Source organism: Brevundimonas sp. (assembly GCF_032055285.1).
Classification (GTDB): domain Bacteria; phylum Pseudomonadota; class Alphaproteobacteria; order Caulobacterales; family Caulobacteraceae; genus Brevundimonas.
The window spans coordinates 14,551-32,534 of the sequence record NZ_DAMBRE010000002.1; the positions used below are offsets into that span (position 1 = coordinate 14,551).

The 17,984-nt window shown below is 66.9% G+C and carries 20 protein-coding genes and 3 tRNA genes; 4 read left to right on the forward strand and 19 right to left on the reverse strand.

Annotated elements, in window-relative coordinates:
• Positions 1–4: 4 nt before the first annotated feature.
• From RTY13_RS05560 to RTY13_RS05625, 14 genes are all read right to left on the reverse strand, one after another.
• A tRNA-His gene (locus RTY13_RS05560) sits at positions 5–81 on the reverse strand.
• Between the two features lie 94 nt (positions 82–175).
• Positions 176–928: a M48 family metallopeptidase gene (locus RTY13_RS05565; RefSeq protein ID WP_312781817.1), complete on the reverse strand. Its 753-nt coding sequence runs from the start codon at positions 926–928 to the stop codon at positions 176–178.
• Positions 929–1,494: 566 nt separating this feature from the next.
• The gene (locus RTY13_RS05570) at positions 1,495–2,208 is read right to left on the reverse strand and encodes an energy transducer TonB (RefSeq protein ID WP_312781818.1); all 714 of its coding nucleotides are present in this window, start codon (positions 2,206–2,208) and stop codon (positions 1,495–1,497) included.
• 18 nt (positions 2,209–2,226) lie between these two features.
• Complete coding sequence (locus tag RTY13_RS05575) at positions 2,227–2,655, reverse strand: biopolymer transporter ExbD (protein ID WP_312781819.1); 429 nt, start codon at positions 2,653–2,655, stop codon at positions 2,227–2,229.
• A gap of 5 nt (positions 2,656–2,660) precedes the next feature.
• Positions 2,661–3,578, reverse strand: a complete 918-nt coding sequence (locus RTY13_RS05580) for a MotA/TolQ/ExbB proton channel family protein (protein ID WP_312781820.1) — start codon at positions 3,576–3,578, stop codon at positions 2,661–2,663.
• A 440-nt stretch (positions 3,579–4,018) separates the two neighbouring features.
• Positions 4,019–4,094 (reverse strand) — tRNA-Phe (locus tag RTY13_RS05585).
• A gap of 72 nt (positions 4,095–4,166) precedes the next feature.
• Positions 4,167–4,322, reverse strand: a complete 156-nt coding sequence (locus RTY13_RS05590; protein ID WP_312781821.1) for a DNA gyrase inhibitor YacG — start codon at positions 4,320–4,322, stop codon at positions 4,167–4,169.
• On the reverse strand, positions 4,322–5,359 hold the full coding sequence (locus RTY13_RS05595; RefSeq protein WP_312781824.1) for a ribonuclease E/G: 1,038 nt from the start codon (positions 5,357–5,359) through the stop codon (positions 4,322–4,324). The genes RTY13_RS05590 and RTY13_RS05595 overlap by 1 nt, the downstream gene beginning before the upstream one ends.
• A gap of 1 nt (position 5,360) precedes the next feature.
• Positions 5,361–5,960 carry a nucleoside triphosphate pyrophosphatase gene (locus tag RTY13_RS05600; protein WP_312781826.1) on the reverse strand — a complete coding sequence of 200 codons (600 nt, stop codon included), beginning with the start codon at positions 5,958–5,960 and terminating at the stop codon, positions 5,361–5,363.
• A gap of 8 nt (positions 5,961–5,968) precedes the next feature.
• Positions 5,969–6,187 (reverse strand): translation initiation factor IF-1, encoded by a 219-nt coding sequence (infA, locus tag RTY13_RS05605; RefSeq protein WP_003164348.1) that lies wholly within the window; start codon positions 6,185–6,187, stop codon positions 5,969–5,971.
• A 102-nt stretch (positions 6,188–6,289) separates the two neighbouring features.
• Positions 6,290–6,757, reverse strand: a complete 468-nt coding sequence (locus tag RTY13_RS05610; protein WP_312781828.1) for a UPF0262 family protein — start codon at positions 6,755–6,757, stop codon at positions 6,290–6,292.
• Positions 6,754–7,236 carry a DUF2948 family protein gene (locus RTY13_RS05615; protein ID WP_312781829.1) on the reverse strand — a complete coding sequence of 161 codons (483 nt, stop codon included), beginning with the start codon at positions 7,234–7,236 and terminating at the stop codon, positions 6,754–6,756. Before RTY13_RS05615 ends, RTY13_RS05610 begins: the two co-directional genes overlap by 4 nt.
• Positions 7,226–8,515, reverse strand: a complete 1,290-nt coding sequence (gene murA / locus RTY13_RS05620; RefSeq protein ID WP_312781830.1) for a UDP-N-acetylglucosamine 1-carboxyvinyltransferase — start codon at positions 8,513–8,515, stop codon at positions 7,226–7,228. The genes RTY13_RS05615 and murA overlap by 11 nt, the downstream gene beginning before the upstream one ends.
• 102 nt (positions 8,516–8,617) lie before the next feature.
• On the reverse strand, positions 8,618–8,824 hold the full coding sequence (locus tag RTY13_RS05625) for a hypothetical protein (RefSeq protein ID WP_312781831.1): 207 nt from the start codon (positions 8,822–8,824) through the stop codon (positions 8,618–8,620).
• Positions 8,825–8,888: 64 nt separating this feature from the next.
• Between RTY13_RS05625 and RTY13_RS05630 the strand changes: the two genes are divergently transcribed.
• Together RTY13_RS05630 and RTY13_RS05635 are read left to right on the forward strand one after the other, a co-directional pair.
• A tRNA-Thr gene (locus RTY13_RS05630) sits at positions 8,889–8,963 on the forward strand.
• A gap of 185 nt (positions 8,964–9,148) precedes the next feature.
• Entirely contained in the window at positions 9,149–12,433 is a 3,285-nt protein-coding gene (locus tag RTY13_RS05635) for an amidohydrolase family protein (RefSeq protein WP_312781832.1), read from the forward strand.
• 170 nt (positions 12,434–12,603) lie between these two features.
• Here the strand turns inward: RTY13_RS05635 and RTY13_RS05640 are convergent, their stop codons facing one another.
• From RTY13_RS05640 to RTY13_RS05655, 4 genes are all read right to left on the reverse strand, one after another.
• Positions 12,604–13,260 carry a DedA family protein gene (locus RTY13_RS05640; protein WP_312781833.1) on the reverse strand — a complete coding sequence of 219 codons (657 nt, stop codon included), beginning with the start codon at positions 13,258–13,260 and terminating at the stop codon, positions 12,604–12,606.
• A gap of 129 nt (positions 13,261–13,389) precedes the next feature.
• Positions 13,390–13,986, reverse strand: coding sequence for a hypothetical protein (locus tag RTY13_RS05645; RefSeq protein WP_312781834.1), 597 nt, complete (start codon positions 13,984–13,986; stop codon positions 13,390–13,392).
• A gap of 49 nt (positions 13,987–14,035) precedes the next feature.
• Positions 14,036–14,527 (reverse strand): peptide-methionine (R)-S-oxide reductase MsrB, encoded by a 492-nt coding sequence (gene msrB, locus RTY13_RS05650; protein WP_312781837.1) that lies wholly within the window; start codon positions 14,525–14,527, stop codon positions 14,036–14,038.
• Positions 14,528–14,669: 142 nt separating this feature from the next.
• Positions 14,670–16,148, reverse strand: coding sequence for a hypothetical protein (locus RTY13_RS05655; RefSeq protein WP_312781838.1), 1,479 nt, complete (start codon positions 16,146–16,148; stop codon positions 14,670–14,672).
• A 194-nt stretch (positions 16,149–16,342) separates the two neighbouring features.
• Here RTY13_RS05655 and RTY13_RS05660 point away from each other — a divergent pair, with 194 nt between their 5' ends.
• Together RTY13_RS05660 and RTY13_RS05665 are read left to right on the forward strand one after the other, a co-directional pair.
• Complete coding sequence (locus tag RTY13_RS05660; protein WP_312781839.1) at positions 16,343–16,888, forward strand: DUF805 domain-containing protein; 546 nt, start codon at positions 16,343–16,345, stop codon at positions 16,886–16,888.
• The gene (locus tag RTY13_RS05665) at positions 16,888–17,271 is read left to right on the forward strand and encodes a DUF805 domain-containing protein (protein WP_312781840.1); all 384 of its coding nucleotides are present in this window, start codon (positions 16,888–16,890) and stop codon (positions 17,269–17,271) included. Before RTY13_RS05660 ends, RTY13_RS05665 begins: the two co-directional genes overlap by 1 nt.
• Here the strand turns inward: RTY13_RS05665 and lipB are convergent.
• Positions 17,268–17,984: a lipoyl(octanoyl) transferase LipB gene (lipB, locus tag RTY13_RS05670; protein WP_312781841.1), complete on the reverse strand. Its 717-nt coding sequence runs from the start codon at positions 17,982–17,984 to the stop codon at positions 17,268–17,270. The two genes, RTY13_RS05665 and lipB, sit on opposite strands and share 4 nt — an antisense overlap.

A 17,984-nucleotide genomic window follows, 5' to 3' on the forward strand; every position in this document is an offset into this window, starting at 1 on the left:
GGAATGGTACAGCCTCTCAGGTTTGAACTGAGGACCTCCGGCTCCACAAACCGGCGCTCTAACCAACTGAGCTAAGGCTGCACATCTCTGCGCGAGGGCGGTTCTCTAGCGGGCCTCGCCCGGCGGGGCAAGCACCCTTTTCACCCTCGGCGCAGGGAAATTGCTTTTATCCCCGTCAGTTCCATCCCCGACTGGCGATGTACTGTTCCAGAGCCGCGATCCGTGTCTGATCCGACGGGTGGGTCGAGGCGAACTGCGGCGTCGAGGACTGGCGCTGCTGGGCCATGGTGCGCCACAGGGCCACGGCCTCTGACGGCTTGTAGCCGGCGGCGGCCAGGTAATCGACGCCGAGGCGATCGGCCTCCAACTCATGGCTGCGCGAGAAGGGCAGCAGGACGCCCAGTTGCGCACCCAGGCCCCCGAAGGCCTGAACCGCCTGGCCATAATCCCCCGCCTGGCTCTGCACCGCGCCCAGGACCAGTCCGGTCGCGGCATTGGTGGAGGACCGCTCGGCGGCGTGACGCGCCACCACGTGGCCGACCTCGTGGCCGATGACAGTCGCCAGTTGATCGTCGTTGCGGGCCATGTTCAGCAGCCCCGTCGTCACCCCGATATGGCCGGACGGCAGGACGAAGGCGTTCGGCGTCGCATCCTCGAACACCGCATAGTCCCAGTGACGGTCACTCAGCCGCGCGGCCTGAACGATGCGATCGCCGACGCGGCGCACGCGGGCGTTCTGGGCGGCGTTGTTCGACACCTTCTGGGTGCGCAGCGTCTCGGCCCAGGCGGCCTGCGACTGCTGGATCAGCGAACTGTCGTCCACGATCAGGAACTGATTGCGGCCCAGGGTTTCGTTGTAGGCGCAGGCGCCGAGGGTCAGAACGCCTGCGCCAAGCAGCAGGGTGGCGAGAAGGGACTTGGGCGACACGGGACCTCCGGCAAAGTTCGAGGGTCATAATGCACAGCTCGCCCTCAGGCTCCATGGCTGCGGCTGTCTCCCGAGGTCGACAAGGGAAGACGCCCCGGCATCTCCGGCAGGCCGTTCAGGCCGATCTCGGATGAGACCCTTAGTCCAAACGGAAGCGCGTCGTGAACACGACCCGCGCACCTGGTCGAGGGGGTTCGACAGTTCGAGGTGACAGGCGTCCGTCGGCTACCGCCTTGAGAACTGCTTCGCCGAAGCGTGCCCCCACGGGACTTTCCCCGATGATCCGGCAATCAAAGAGACGACCTTGCGGGTCAACCCCGCAGTTTGTCTTCACCCACCCCGTGCCCGCCACATCTGAAGGCTTGTCCTGGCCCGCGCACCCGGCGGCGCCAAGGCCGATCAGGGACGCAAGCACGACGGCCGCGCTGAAAACATGCTTCGCCGGAGCCTCCTCTGACGGGTCCCGCCCCACCCCGATCAAGACCGGATCGACGGCAAGGTCCTGGACAAAGAAAAACGCCCCGGAGTTTCCTCCGGGGCGTTCAACCTGATCTCGAAAGAGATCCTTAGTCCAGTCGGAACCGGGTCGTGAACTCGACGCGGGCGCCGACGGCGGCGCCGTCGACAGTCCGGGGCGACAGACGACCCGAACGGGCCGCCCGAAGAACCGCTTGGCCGAAACCGGCGCCGGCGGGATCTTCGTCCACGATGCGGCAGTCCGAAAGGCTGCCGTTCGGGGCGACCGCGCAGTTCACCTTGGCCGAACCCGTCTCGATGCCGCGCGATTGGGCGCGTTCCGGGAACTCGGGCGAGACCTGGCGGGACCAGCTCGGATTGGTGATGACCGAAGGCTTCGGCGGCGCGGGCGGCGCCGGCGGAGGCGGAGGACCGGGGACGATCACGGGCGGGCCCGAGTATTCGACGCGGTCTTCCTTCTTCGTCGGTTCGATCGGCAGAGTCACCGGCGGCGGCGGGGCCTGGGTGTTGATCTGCGGCTCACGAATCTGAAGCTTCGGCGGCGGAGGAGTGTCCGGCGGAGGCGGCGGCGGCGGCGGCGGCGGCGGCGGCGGAGGGGGAACCTCCATCAGCTCGACGTCGACGGCCTCGTCCTCGTAGGTCATTTCCTTCAGCTTGAACTTGTTGTTGTACAAGTACAGGCCCGCCAGGGCGTGAACGACCACCGAAACGGTGATGCCCACGATGGCGCCGGTCGAAAGCTTCTTCTTCTTCTTCGGCGGATCCAGGATTGGATCCCGGTGGACGTGAGGTTCAGCTGTCATGCTATTCGCCCGCCCCCCTTAACTCTCTTCGCCGACGAGGGCGACGCTGTAGAAACCGTTGTCCTGGAGGGCGTTCATGACCTGCATGAAGTCGCCGTACCGGGTCTGTTGGTCTGCGCGAATGAAAATACGTTCTTCGGAGGGGTTCCTGCGTCCGATCTGAACACGCAGATCGTCACCAAGCGAACCAGGCGAGGACCGCAGGTCGCCAATCCACACATCGCCATCGTTCTGGATGGAGATGAAGACGGGCGTCGGCGGGTTCTTGCCGGGAGGCGCAACGGCGCGAGGCAGTTTCACCGGCACCGACACGGTGGCGAGCGGAGCCGCCACCATGAAGATGATGAGGAGGACGAGCATGATGTCAACGAAAGGCGTGACATTGATCTCGGCATTAGCCTCGACGGTGTACTTGCCGCCGCCGGAACCGGAAAGTTTGGCGGCCATCCGTCTTACGCTCCCTTGTCGAGCTGACGCGAGATGGCGTTGATCAGTTCAGCGTTGAAGCCGTCCGAACGCGTGCCGTAGTTCGAGATGCGCGTGTTGAAGTAGTTGTAGAAGATAACGGCCGGGATAGCGGCGAACAGGCCGATACCGGTGGCCAGCAGGGCTTCAGCGATACCCGGAGCAACGACGGCCAGGTTGGTCGTGTTGGACTCGGCGATGCCGATGAAGGAGTTCATGATGCCGTAAACGGTGCCGAACAGACCGACGAACGGACCGGTCGAACCGACCGAAGCCAGGAACTGCTGGCCGCCCGAGAGGCGCTTCGGCAGACCCGATTGAACGGCGGCGACGGCGGTCTGGGCGCGCAGCAGCGCCGAGTCGCGGTGATCGCCGGTGACGCTCAGGCCAGCCTGACGCGACAGTTCGATTTCCTCGGTAGCGGCGGCGGCCATGTCGGCCAGCGGGTTGCCGTCGAAGTCTTCCGAGGTGGCGACGCGACGCATGTCAGCGATCGTGCGAGCGCCGCGGAAGGCTTCCAGGAAGCGGTCGGTGGCTTTGTTCAGGGCGCCGAACTCGAGCAGCTTGATGAGCAGCAGGGTCCACGAGAAGATCGAGGCCAGCAGCAGGCCGATCATGACGATCTTAACGACGGCGGTGGCTTCCATGAACATGGAGACCGGGGTGATGCCGCCGCTGCCGTGGCCGCCCGAAACCGACTCGCTGACCGTGGTCGGATCAGCAGCCGGAGCAGCGGCGTCAGCAGCCGGAGCAGCAGCGTCGGCGGCCGGAGCGGCGGCCGGGGCAGCGGCTGCCGGAGCAGCGGCCGGGGTTGCGGCGTCTTGCGCCAGAACCGGCGAGCTCGCCATCAGGACGGCGGCGCCGGCCATTGCGAGGAGGATATTCGTCTTCTTGCTATCGAGCATTGTTCGCCAGTTCCTGCTTTGGTCTGACACGTGGAACCCAAGACACGGACCGCGTCAGTCGGCCGTCCCTATAATGAAATTGCGCCACCGCCGGATCGAGCCGGACCGGTGGAGCCGCCCCCCTGCAACCCCCGTTCGAAAACGAGCGTCGCCGCCAAGGTCCGGGCACAATATCCCGGTCGCCCCGACCTGCAAGCAGGAATGCGGTTAAGTCCCTTTGGCGAACGCCCCTCGTAGCGTCAAGTGCGCAAAGTTTCTTTTCCCCTTCGCACCTGCAGCAATCAGGAAGATCGACAAAATATTTGCGATATTTGCAATGATCGCGACACGAAACTGTCGCATCACGCCATGTTACGGAAATGCAATTCCCAAGGCGAAATTTAGGCCATTTTACGGCACAGCTTCCCCGTGGCGGGAAAGTTTAACTTGTAAGGGAGGAGTGGTGCCTGGAGGCGGGTTCGAACCACCGACACGCGGATTTTCAATCCGCTGCTCTACCAGCTGAGCTATCCAGGCGCACGACGTCGTCGCGAGAGGCGGGTCTATAGGCGAGGCTGACGGGGCTGTCCAGACGCCAATTCACTCAATTCAGCGATCTTTTTCATCTTCGACCACTTCATCGGTCGGAATGGCATAGCCGCCGTTGAACCAGCGTTGCAGATCCACGTCGGCGCAGCGCTTGGAGCAGAAGGGCTTGTAGGCCGGAACGGCCTCCTGGCGACGGCAGATGGGGCAGAGCGACATTAACGGGCCTCTTCTATTCTAACGACGCCGGCCGCCATCGTTTCATCGGCCAGGACGCCAGCCCTGGGTCCAAGAGCCTGCACAAGCGGCGCAGCCCGCGCCGCCTCGTCCGGCGCACAACGGGCGACGAAGCGCGGCGTGGCCGGATCGGACAACATGGCCAAGCGCAGTTGGCGGACGACGGCGATGGCGCGCGTTTCCTGGCTCGGACGCCCGGCGGCGTCCAACAATCGCTCGTCCAGCGGCATCCGCCGCCAGGGCAAGGACACCTGCATCAGGCCGAACCGGCTCAGCGGCCCGAACGCCGCCTGCGGCTCAGCTGCAAAGGCCGCGCGAACCATCTTCATTATGGTGTCGCCATGCAGGCCGACCCCGATCAGGTCGATCACCACCAGGCCGCCCCACCCCTTCAGAGTCAGCAGCCGGGCCGTGTGCGACAAACCGGCGCGGTTGGCCGCCTCGCGGTTCTTGCGCGAATCTCGACCTGGCGCGGGCGCATGGTCGATATCGACCGCGATCAAGGCCCGGGTGCGCTGAATCATCAGGTCCAGGCCGCTGCGGGAATCGGCCACGGAAACGGACAAGGCGTCTTCCTCGGCTTCCAGCGCGGCGCGGATCGCAGCCACGCCGGTTTGAGGCCGCGCGCCAGGGAACAGCCCGCCCAGAATCGTCGCGACGTCCGGCCCGGCCCCCAGCAGACGCGGCTCGCCGGCGGCCTCGCCCAGGCGGCGCAGCACCGGCCCCTTGCGCTCGCGGGGTTCGGCGACGACCTCGACCTCGATCTTGGCGCCCTCCCCGACCCCATCGTTTGCACCGAGAGGCAGGAAACCGAACGGCTCGCCCGCGCCCAGATCGACGAAGGCGCCGCGCAGGCCCGGCTCGACCCGCGCGATACGGCCGACGCAACGCGCGCCCAGCCGATCGCTCGGTCGGTCGCTGTCGCGCTGGATGATCAGATGGGTGAAAAGCCCGTCGCGGGCGATGACGCCGCGGGTCTCGCCCGGCGTCTCATCGAGGAAGACCTCGACGTCGGCCATGTCAGTGGCTCTTGGGTCGCCAGCCGGCGCCCCGAAGCAGATTCGCCGCCTCATAGAGGGGCAGACCCATGACGGCGGGATGGCTGCCGACGATGCGGCGCACGAAGGCGGCGGCCGCCCCCTGGATGCCGTATCCGCCCGCCTTGCCGCGCCACTCGCCCGAGGCGACGTAGGTCGCGATCTCTTCGGTGGAAAGGGTCTTGAAGGAGACGCGGGTGTCGACGACACGGCAGGTCGCCTCGCCGCCAGCGATCACGACGACGCCGGTGAAGACGCGGTGATTGCGGCCCGAAAGCAGTTCGAGGAAGCGCTTGGCCTCGGCCTCGTCCGCCGGCTTTTCCAGCAGGCGACGGCCCAGGGCCACGACGGTGTCGGCGGCCAGGACGATGGCGTCGGGCGAACGCGCGGCCACCACCTCGGCCTTGCCTCGCGCCAGGCGCTCGGCCAGACGCGACGGCGTCTCGTTCTTCAACGGCGTCTCGTCGATGTCGGCGGGATCTACATGATCGGGAACCACCCCGATCTGCGCCAGCAGTTCAATGCGGCGCGGGCTCGACGAGGCCAGGACCAGCCGCGGAGCCGAAAGGTCAGGACGCGACACGCGCGTCCTTACTTGAAGCGATAGGTGATGCGGCCCTTGGTCAGGTCGTAGGGCGTCATTTCGACCAGCACCTTGTCGCCCGCCAGGACGCGGATGCGGTTCTTGCGCATCTTGCCGGCGGTGTGGGCGATGATCTCGTGATCGTTTTCCAGCGTCACGCGGAAAGTGGCGTTCGGCAGCAGTTCGCTGACGACGCCGGGGAACTCGAGAAGCTCTTCCTTGGCCATGCGGTCTCTCTCGCCCGGAAAAACGGCTTAAGGCTCGCGTCGGGCGTGAACGCGAGCCGTGAAGGAGGCGCCTAATGCACCAAAACGCCGAAATAGTCGAGTTCAGCCGCGTCGATAGACGGCGCAAACCAGCGTAAACAGCCGACGCGCGGTTTCCTTGTCGATCTCGACCTTGCCTTCAAGGCGCGCACGCAATAGTTCCGCGCCCTCGTTGTGCAGGCCGCGACGGCCCATGTCGACCGACTCGATCTGGCTGGGCGAGGAGCCGCGCAGGGCTTCGTAATAGCTTTCGCAGATCAGGGCGTAGTCGCGGATCACCGTCTTCATCGGCGACAGCGACAGGACATGGGTGCGAGCGAAGTCCGGCCCGGCGATATCGAAGGCCAGGCGGTTGTCCTGCGACGACAGGCGAAGCGCATAGGGGCCGCCCTCGGCGCCTTCCGGCGTGAAGCTGTTCTGTTCGACAAGATCGAAGATGGCGACACGGCGCTGATGCTCGATCTCGGCGGTGGCGGCCGGAAGGGTGGCGGCGTCCACCTCTATGGATGACAGCTTGTGCGGACCGCTCATGGCTTGGTCTCGTCCAGATGGGTGGGGGCCATGCGCGCAGGCCAGCGATCCGACAGGTCGGTCAGCACGGCGTCCAGGCACTCCACGTCGATACGCAGATCCCCGCCGCCGGCGAACATCAGGATGACCCGGCCGCCGGGGGCCTCGGTCGGCTCGAAGTCCAGCGCCAGCAACTCCAGCGCCGATTCGGGCAGGCGCGGCAGGCGGCGGCTCTTGACCGCCTCGACGTCTCCGAACTGCATGGCCGACATGACGCGGGTTCCGCCGCATTCCCAACAGAAGCGCGACAGGACGATGGTCAGACGCCGCGCCTCCTTTTCCCAGCGGATGTCGACAGGCCGCATGATGGCGTCCTGAAGCGCGGCCGAGATGATCTGCAGATCGACGGCGTCCTCGGCCAGCAGGCGCAGAGGCTCCATCGGGGCCAGGGCTTCGGCCGCCGCGTCGTCGTCAGAGATCGCCTCGACCTCAGTGCTCATCCGCTCCGCCTTTCACGCGCCGCACGTCGGCGCCGCAGGCTCCCAGCTTTTCTTCCATCCGCTCGAAGCCGCGATCCAGATGATACACGCGACCGACCGTGGTTTCGCCCTCGGCGACCAGACCAGCCATGACCAGGCTGATCGAGGCGCGCAGGTCGGTGGCCATGACCGGCGCCCCGTGCAACTTCTCGACGCCGCGCACATGGGCTTCGCCCGCGTGGACCGAGATGTCGGCGCCCAAACGCGCCAGCTCGGGCGCGTGCATGAAGCGGTTCTCGAAGATGTTCTCGTGGATGACGCTCGTCCCCTCGGCCGTCGTCATCAGGGCCATGAACTGCGCCTGCAGGTCGGTGGCGAAGCCCGGATAGATTTCCGTCGTCACGTTGACGGCCTTGAGCCGCTGCGCCGGGTCGCGACGAACGATGAGGCCGTCGGCGGTCGGTTCGACCTCGACCCCGGCCTCGACCATCTTGTCGGTCAGGGCGGTGATCAGGTCGGCGCGGCCCTTGGTCAGACGCACCTCGCCCCCGGCCATGGCCGCGGCCAGGGCGTAGGAGCCCATCTCGATCCGGTCGGGAATCACCGACCAGGTCGCGCCCGACAGCGACGACACGCCGGTGATGGTCAGGACGTCGGTGTCCAGGCCCTCGATCCTGGCGCCCATGGCGATCAGGCAGCGGGCCAGGTCGCCGATTTCCGGCTCACGCGCGGCGCGCTTCAGCACCGTGGTGCCATTCGCCAGGACGGCGGCCAGCAGGGCGTGCTCGGTCGCGCCGACCGAGACGAAGGGGAACTCGATCTCGGCCCCTTGCAGCCCCTTGGGCGCATGGGCGGACACATAGCCCTCTTCCAGTTCGATCTGCGCGCCCATGGCCGTCAGGGCCATCAGGTGCAGGTCGACCGGGCGCGCGCCGATGGTGCAGCCGCCCGGCAGCGAGACCTTGGCCTCGCCCGAGCGGGCCAGCAGCGGCCCCAGGACGTTGAACGAGGCCCGCATCTGGCGAACCAGATCATAGGGGGCGAAGGTCGAGGTCAGTTCGGGCGCGTGGAACAGGGTCTCCTGGCCATCCGAACCATTGCGCTCGGTCACCTCGACGCCGAACTGCTGCAGCAGTTGGCCGAGGAATCGGGTGTCCGCCAGACGCGGCATATTGGTCAGCAGCAGGGGCTGATCCGTCAGGATCGAAGCCGCCATCAGCTTGATGGCCGAATTCTTGGCGCCGCTGACCTCGATCTGGCCGTTCAGGCGGTTGCCGCCGTGGATGACGATGCTGTCCATGGAATCTTTCGCGGCCGGAAACACTGCGCCCCGGCGAACCGCTTATCTAGCAAGCCCTTACGCCCTCGCGAAAGAGGCCGATGGGCGCAGATACGATGACTTTCAGTTGCGCTCGGTCGCAGGGCGCGACGCGCCCCCTGGCGCCTTGCGACGCTTCAGGTTGGTGCGCAGGGCCGCCGCGAGGCGAATAGCCCGCTCGGCCTTGGCCTTCTGTTCGCGTGTGGGCTCCACGACCGGAGCGGCGGGAACGGCGTCTTTGGGCGGGGTATCCATGTTGTGCAGCAGAGCCCGAGCAAAGTTTTTGATCAAGCATGCATTTTCCGCTTGTGCCGCCCCGAAGTCGTTGGCTATACGGCCGCTCTCCTCGTTGAGGGCCGCCGTAGCTCAGTGGTAGAGCGCATCCTTGGTAAGGCTGAGGTCGTGGGTTCGATTCCCCCCGGCGGCACCATCCAGACCCTTGCAGATCAATGATTTGCAAGGGTCTGGGCCACTTCCCCCACAATCAGATGCGATGTCCTGGCGCGATCGAAATGTATACGTTCGACGTCTGAACGTCTGGTCAAAACCATCCCGCGCCCGCTAGACCTTCCAACCTCAGTTTCGAGGGTTTGGGGGCTTTCCATGAAGCGCAGCTTGTTGACCACCGTCGCGGCCCTGGCCGTGGCCTTCCCGGCGTTCGCGCAAAACGCACCGGCCAGCGATTCGACGGCGACCGCCGCGACCACGCCGGCCAAGCCCAAATGGGACGTCCAGAATCCGCCCGGCGCATCGCACGACGCCGCCATCGACGTCACCGAAGGCACCTGGATGTCGCTGGACATCAGCCCTGACGGCCGCGAGATCGTCTTCGACCTTTTGGGCGACATCTACGTCATGCCCATCGGCGGCGGCGAGGCCCGCGCCATCGCCTCGGGCGTTGCCTGGGACATGCAGCCCAAATACTCGCCGGACGGCCGCTCCATCGCCTTCACCTCGGACCGAGGCGGCGGCGACAACCTGTGGGTCATGGATCGCGATGGGTCCAACGCCAGGCAGGTGTCCAACGAGACCTTCCGCCTGCTGACCCAGCCCGACTGGTCCCCGGACGGCCAGTTCATCGTCGGGCGCAAGCACTTCACCTCGTCGCGCTCGCTGGGTGCGGGCGAGATGTGGATGTACCACCGCGCAGGCGGGGGCGGCGTGCAGCTGACCGAGCGCCGCACCCAGCAGAAGGACACGGGCGAGCCCGCCTTCTCGCCCGATGGTCGCTACCTTTATTTCAGCGATGATTCCACGCCGGGCGGCGTGTTCGACTACTCCAAGGACCCCAACACCCAGATCTATGTGATCCGGCGTCTGGATCGCGAGACGGGCGAGATTACGCCCTTCGTCACCGGCCCCGGCGGCTCGATTCGCCCCACCCCCTCGCCCGACGGCAAGTCCTTGGCCTTCATCCGGCGCGACCGCTACAAGTCCATCCTCTACGTCATGGACCTCGAATCGGGCCGTGAGACCCCGATCTATGACGCCCTGGACCGCGACCTGCAGGAAACCTGGGCCATCCACGGCGTCTATCCGACGATGAGCTGGACCCCGGACAACAGCGGCATCGTCTTCTGGGCGGGCGGCAAGATCCATCGCATCGACGTGGCGTCCAAGGCCGTCAGCGAGATCCCCTTCCACGTCGCCGACACCCGCCGCGTGCAGGAGGCCGTGCGCTTCCCCGTCGAGGTCGCGCCTGACCGGTTCGACGTGAAGATGGTCCGCTGGGCCCAGACCTCGCCCGACGGCTCCAAGGTGGTGTTCGAGGCCCTCGGCAATCTGTGGATCCGCGACCTGCGCAACGGCGTCGCGGGAACGCCCCGTCGTCTGACGCGACAAAGCGACCACTTCGAGCTCTATCCGTCCTGGTCCCGCGACGGCCGCTCCATCGTCTATACGACCTGGAACGATCAGGACCTCGGCACGCTGCGGGTGATTCCCGCCGCTGGCGGCGAAGGCCGCGTCATCAGCGCCCAGCCGGGTCATTACCTGGAGCCGCAGTTCTCGCCGGACGGCCAGACGGTCGTCTATCGCACCTCCAGCGACGGCTTCCTGCGCACCGCCCTGTGGAGCCGCAATCCCGGCGTCTATCGCACCTCGGTGCGCGGCGGCGAGCCGACCCTGATCACCGACGAGGGCTCCAACCCGCAGTTCGGCGCCCGCAACGACCGCATCTTCCTGACCTCGCGCGACGGCGACAAGCGGGTGCTGAAATCGGTCAACCTGTCAGGCGACGACGCCCGCACCCACCTGAGCAGCGAATGGGCGGCCGAGTTCTCGGTCTCGCCTGACGAGCATTGGGTGGCCTGGACCGAGCGTTTCAACGCCTATGTGACGCCCTTCGTCCCCACCGGCCGCGCCATCACGGTCGGCGCCGACACCAAGGCCCTGCCCCAGACCCGCGTCACCCGCGACGCCGGCGAATGGCTGCACTGGTCGGGCGATTCCAGCCGACTGCAATGGTCGATGGGACCGGAGCTGTTCTCGCGCCCGCTGAGCGAAAGCTTCGCCTTCGCCGAGGGCGCCCCGGCTGAACTGCCCGAGCCCGCCGAGCATGGAATCAAGATCGGCTTCAGCGCCGACTACGCCAAGCCGACCGGCCGCGTGGTCCTGAGCGGCGCGCGCCTGATCACCATGAAGGGCGACGAGGTCATCGAGGACGGCGTGGTCGTGATCAACGGCAACCGCATCGAGGCCATCGGCCCGCGCGGCTCGGTCACGGTTCCCGCCGACGCCCGCGTCATGGACATGGCCGGCAAGACCATCATCCCCGGCCTGGTGGACGCCCACTGGCACGGCTCGATGGGCTCGGACGAGATCATCCCGCAGCAGTCCTGGGTCAACTACGCCGCGCTGGCCTTCGGCGTGACCACCATCCACGACCCGTCCAATGATTCGAGCGAGATCTTCGCCCACAGCGAACTGGCCAAGGCCGGGCGCGTGGTCGGCCCGCGCATCTTCTCGACCGGCACCATCCTGTATGGGGCGGCGACGCCGTTCACGGCTCAGGTCAATGATCTGGACGACGCCCTGTCCAACCTGCGCCGGATGCAGGCCGTCGGGGCCTGGAGCGTCAAGAGCTACAATCAGCCCCGCCGCGACCAGCGTCAGCAGATCCTGGAGGCCGCGCGCGAACTGGGCATGATGGTCGTGCCCGAGGGCGGGTCGCTCTATCAGCACAACATGAGCATGGTGGTGGACGGCCACACCACGATCGAGCACTCGATCCCGCTGGCCCATCTGTACGCCGACGTGCATCAGCTGTGGCGTCAGACCAAGGTGGCCTACACCCCCACCCTGGTGGTGGCCTATGGCGGCAACTGGGGCGAGAATTACTGGTATCAGGCCACGGACGTCTGGAACGACCCGATCCTGACGAAATATGTCCCGCGCCGCGTCCTCGACAGCCGCGCCCGTCGCCCGGTCCATGTGCCGGAAAACGAGCTGAACCACATCGCCATCGCGCATGAGGCCAAGCGCCTGGCTGACGAAGGCGTGTCGGTGCAGATCGGCGCGCACGGCCAGCGCGAAGGCCTCGGCGCCCACTGGGAGCTGTGGATGTTCGAGCAGGGCGGCATGACCCCGCACGAGGCCCTGCGCGTCGGCACCCTGAACGGCGCGACGGCGCTGGGCATGGACAAGGACATCGGCTCGCTGGAAACCGGCAAGCTGGCCGACCTGGTCGTGCTGGACGCCAACCCGCTGGAGAACCTGCGCAACACGGTCAAGATCGGCTACACCATGATCAACGGCCGCATCTTCGACAACCAGATGAACGAGGTCGGTCAGGCCCCGCGTCAGCCCTTCTGGCACCAGACCGCAGACGGTCAGGCCTGGAGCGCCGGCGCCGCCTCCGCCGAGGCCGATGCGCACGGCCACAGCCACGGCCACGACTGACGCGCGTCAGTCCTGAATACAGAGAGGGCCCGACCATCCGGTCGGGCCCTTTTTCATGGGCTGAACATCATCCCGGAAAGCGCGCAGCGCTTATCCGGGACCACAGGAAACGCGGCGTCTTGGGCGGTCCCGGCTCTCCGCTGCGCTGCGGCCGGGATGACGGCGGCAGATTACTCGACCGTCGCCGCCAGCAGGGCCGACCGCCTGGCCGCTCTGCCCTTCAGCCAGCGCATGGCGACCACGGCGACCACGACCACGGCGGCGAAGGCGATGAGCATCAGGGTCGGACCGTGGGCCTCGCTCATGAACTCCAGCTGGGCCAGTCCCTTGGCGGCCAGATAGCCCGGAGCCAGCATGGCCAGGACCCAGACGAAGGCCGAGGTCACGTTGGCCAGCTGGAACACCCGCTGGCGCATCCGCAACACGCCGACCATGACCGGCACGAAGGCGCGCAGCGGGCCGAAGAAGCGGCCGATGAAGATGGAGGCCACGCCGTAGCGACGGCAGTAGAGCCGCGTCCAGGCGATCTTGCGACGGTGCGGCAGCAGCATGGGTTGGCGCAGGACGCCCGTGCCCAGACGGCGACCGATCCAGTAGGAGATGGCGTCGCCCATGACCGCGCCGATGACGCAGCCGGCGATGACGGTCAGCGGATCCAGAACGCCTGCGGCCACCAGACCGCCCGCGGCGACCAGCAGGCCTGTCGCCGGCACGAAGGCGCCGATGACCACCAGCGACTCGAAGAATGTGACCAACCCCAGAACGACCCCGGCCCAGACATGGTGTCTGGCGATGAAATCGGCGGCCGAACTAAGCAAGCTATCCATACTGGTCCTCTGTCTCCCGACGCATATGGGAGATCGCCGCCCAAAGGGAATGCGGCGATGGGACGCCCCGGAAGAAACCTGCCGCGCCGTGGCGCAGACGCCTCAGTTCGCAGGGAGGGTCAGAAGCGCCTAGCGCCCGCTTTGAAACATCACGCCGACCGAGTTGGTCGTGCTGTTGCCCGCATCGGGCCGAACGCGCAGCGGCGGATAGGGCCGCCCGCGGAAATAGGTCCCCTCGAAGCCAGGCGCTTCCGTGACGCCGAACGGACGGCCATAGCCGGGATAGCCCCAGGGAGAGCCATATCCGTAGCCATAACCCCAAGGACTGTTCTTGGTCTGGCTGACGCTGAGATTCAGCGTGCCGTTCTCGCCGATCGGCAGAGATACCGCCGCGGCGTAGTCCTCATAGCCGCCCGTGCCGAAGCCGACGCTGAACTCGCCGTGCATCTTGCGCTGTTCGCTCTCGGCCCAGGGGTCGACCGGCGGGGTAGTCGTCGTCTCCGCGGCGCGCTCGCCGATCCAGCGGGCGATCTGTTCGTCGGTGGACAGGCCGTGCGGGGCGGCGCTCTGCACCGTCGTGCTGGGCGAGGCGTCGCTCGTGGATGCCGCCAGGGCGGCGGCCGATGCCGTCAGCACGGCCTGCTCGCCGCGCGGCGCGGTCGCGACAACGCCGTCGGGGTCCATGTTCGCCATCAACATCGCGGCGGCGGTCAGTTCGATCATCATGCGCCCGTACTCCCGTTCACCATCACCCTAACTGCAAATGCGGCTAAGGTCAGGCGGTCCCGTCGCCGCGCCCCAGAGGATCAGGCAGAGCCTCGCCTTCCGGCACGAAGCTGAGGGCCACCGAGTTGATGCAGTAACGCAGGCCGGACGGCGGCGGCCCGTCGGGGAAGACGTGGCCCTGATGGCTGTCGCAGCGGGCGCAGCGGGTCTCGACGCGGACCATGCCATAGCTGTCGTCGCGGACGGCGCGCACATGCGCCTCATCCACCGGGACGCTGAAGCTGGGCCAGCCGGTGCCGCTTTCAAACTTGGTCGCCGAGCGGAACAGCGGCAGGCCGCATTCCCGGCAGCAGAAGACCCCGCTGCGCTTCTCGCCCAGCAGGGCGCCGCAGAAGGGCGCCTCGGTGCCGTGGGCCAGCAGGACGCGCTTTTCCTCCGGCGACAGGTCCGCCTCCAGCGCCACGCGCTGGCTCTCGCTCGGCGGCGTCAGATCAAAGCCCGAAGGCGAACGCAGCGGCGTGGGGGATTCGGTCTGGGTCATGAGCCCAAAATAGGAAGGGCCGGACGATGTTTCCACCGTCCGGCCCCCATTTGCCTCAACACGCCTTCACCACCCGAACGGGCCTCAAATAGCGCGAAGCGCGGTAGGCCCACTCATGAAATGAGCCCGAAGGGCGATAGCCCTAGAACAGAGTTCCGACCCAGGCGCGCACGGCGGCTTCATCGGTCGGGTTGCCGGTGAAGGCCAGACCCTGAGCCGGGACATGGCCCTGGTTGTTGCCGCGCTGACGCGTGGTCCAGGCCTTGTGACCGTAGCTGAGATCCGAATAGTTCGACGGCAGGCGCTGCACGGTCGGCTCGATGAAGATCGAGTCCACGGCAGTCGCCGAACCGGCCAGTTGCACGTTCGGCAGACGGGTCAGCAGGTCCAGGGTGTCCAGGCAGCCGTTGGTGCAGCCGCCGTCGACCAGAACCACGACCTTGCCCTGCACGGGGTTGGCGGCTCCGGTATCGGCTACGGCCGGACGGCCCGGCATGACGAAGGTCGGCTGACCGGCGGCGATCGCCGAGTCGAAGGCGGCGACGATGGCCTGGGTCTGCTCGATGACCGGACCCGATTCCTGCACGAAGCGCGGGTCGGCCTGCATCCGGCCCAGGGTCTCGGCGAACCACTGACGGTTGGCGGCGGTGGCGCGGTAGGTGATCTGACCAGCGTCCGGCTGGCGGCTGACGGTGAATTCCGGCGACCAGATGCGGTTGGCCAAGCCATAGCCGCGGGCCGTGGCGTTGAGGGAGTCGCCTTCAGCGCCACGCAGGTCGATGACCAGGCCCTGGCCGCCACGCAGGCTTGCCGCCTGGGCCTCCACCTGAGCGAAGAAGGCGTCCCAGCCGGCGTTGTCTTCCAGCGAGTTGACGTGAACCCACGGACGACCATCGACCTGTTCGATCGACAGCTTGGTGGCGCCGGGCGTGAAAACCGAAGCGCGATAGGCCGCTTCCAGATTGGCCGGGGTCGCGGGCTGCGGGCTCAGCGTATAGTCACGCGTGCGGCGACCGACCTGGAACTCGCAGGTCGAGGGCACGCCGCCGGCCATGGGGTTGTTGCGGTTCCACAGCAGGTAGGGCGCGGTGCGAACACGCGCGGCCTCGGTCGTCAGATCGCCCTCAAAGCGATCCAGCTTGGCCTTGGCGAAGTCGGCGATCGGCTGAAGGTTGCAAGCCTTGACCACGGCGCCGACCGGCGGCGCGCCGCGCACGCCCGGCTGGACGTAGGACACGACATATTCGCCGTTGCGCCAGGCCGTGGCCACGCCCGGCCAGCTGGTGGCGAAGAAGGCGCTGGCGCGGTCAAACGTCGGAATGGCGGCGATGTTCGAGTCGCGGAAACCGTTGGCGTAGTAGCTCAGCAGATAGGCATGGCTCTCGCCGCTATTGACCTGACCGGCCTTGCCCTGGGCCTCTTGCAGGCCGGCGTCGATCCAGGCGCGGAAGCCCTCGCTGGCGGCGCCGGGCGTCACGGCGGCAGGGTGGTTGGCCTTCAGCGCGTCGTGCATGGCCTGAAGGTCCTGGCGGGCCAGGTCGCTGAAATTCTGGGCCGAAGCGCTGCTGGCCGCAAAAGCCAGGGCGATAACAGCCGCCGAGGCGGTGAGCAGACGTTGCATGGAGGATACTCCCAGAAGGCCGTCGAAACGCGGGTTGGCCGTGTTTAAACCCAAGAAAGGGCTCCGTTAAAGCCCCGCGACGAATTGACCGCTGCGCTTGGCGCTTCGAGAGCGCTTACTTGACGCGGAAGGCCACGCTATCGTGCGGTGCAAGTCGGCTGGTCCAGACCGAAGAAATAGCGTCGGGGGGCGTAATGTCTTTAAAGAACAAACTGTTCGGATTTGAAGGCCGTCTGCGGCGCATCGATTGGTGGGTCCTGACCATCCTAATGGGGCTGGCCAGCATGCTTTTTGGGGAAACCGTCGCTCTTCTGATCCTCGGCCCCGACCAGTCGATGTTTTTCAGGGGCTTCGACGGCTCCATGCACCGGCTGATGCATCCGGTCGGGCTGTGGGTGAACCTGGCCACCACCCTCCCCTTCTTGTGGCCCTCCCTCGCCCTGGCGGCCAAGCGGGCGCATGATCGCGACAAGGACGCCCGCCTGGCCATGGCCCTGACCGTTGCCGGCTATCTCGTCGCCTTGGCGCCCGAAGGCGCCTTCACCTCCGCCGGCCAGATGTTCGACCAGGGCGTGTGGGTCGGCGGTTTCCTTCTTCTTATCGGAGTGGCGGGGACGCTGGGCAGCCTGTATCTGCTGGTGGTTCTCGGCTTCCTGGACGGTACGCCGGGTCCCAATCGTTTCGGACCTTCGCCCAAGGGCGGTGATCCGGCCTTCACCCTGCTCCAGACCGAGCCTTGATGACGTCTCCCGCCGACCTATTCCTGACGTCCAGCGGTCGCATCGGCCGGATCGCCTTTATTGCCGGGGCCGGCGTCCTGCTGGCCCTGTGGGCGGGCTTTGACCTGCGTGCGCCTCTGGCGGTGCGGGACATGACCGGCTGGTTGGTCGCGGCGCTGCTGCTCTATTGCGCCGCCTGCCTCCTGTCGCAGCGTCTGCACGACCGGGGGCGGTCCGGATGGTGGAGCGGACCGATCCTGCTGGCCTTCGCCATGGCCTGGCCCCGCCCCGCGGCCCCGCTCGACTGGATCGCCCTGGCGCTGCTGGCCTTGGTCGCCGTCGATCTGGCCCTGCTGCCGGGGCAGAAAGCCTTCAACCGCTACGGCGCGCCGGCGAAGGCTTAAAGCGGCGCTTCGCCCGTCTGAACCGGGCCGAACACCCGCTGAAACGAGGCCTTCAGCGCCCCGTCCGCCTCGTCCATGGTCGCCAGAACGCCCAGATCGACCAGGCTGGTCACGCCGTGCTCGGTGATGCCGCACGGCACAATGCCGCCGAAATGATCCAGGTCCGGCTCCACGTTCAGGCTGATGCCGTGGAAGCTGACCCACTTGCGCACCTTGACGCCGATGGCGGCGATCTTGTCCTCGCGGGACCAGCCCGCGCCCTTGCGCTCGACCCAGACGCCGACGCGGCCCTCGCGCATTCCAGCCTCGACCCCGAACTGGTCCAGAGCCCCGATGATCCAGTCCTCCAGCCCATGGACGAAGGCGCGCACGTCCTTGCCGCGCTTGTTCAGGTCCAGCATGACATAGGCCACGCGCTGACCCGGCCCGTGATAGGTGAACTGTCCGCCCCGCCCCGTCCGGTGCACCGGGAAACGGTCGGGCGCCAAGAGGTCGTCGTCCTTGGCCGAGACTCCCGCCGTATAGAGCGGCGGATGTTCCAGCAGCCAGACCACCTCCTCTGCCTCGCCCGCCGCGATGGCGGCGACGCGAGCCTCCATGGCCGCCACGGCGGGTTCATAGTCGACATAGCTGGTCGAAACCGCCCATTGGACAGGGCAGCCGTCGTCGCGGCTCAGCAAAGGTTCGTTCAGGCTTAACGGGTCGGCAAGCAT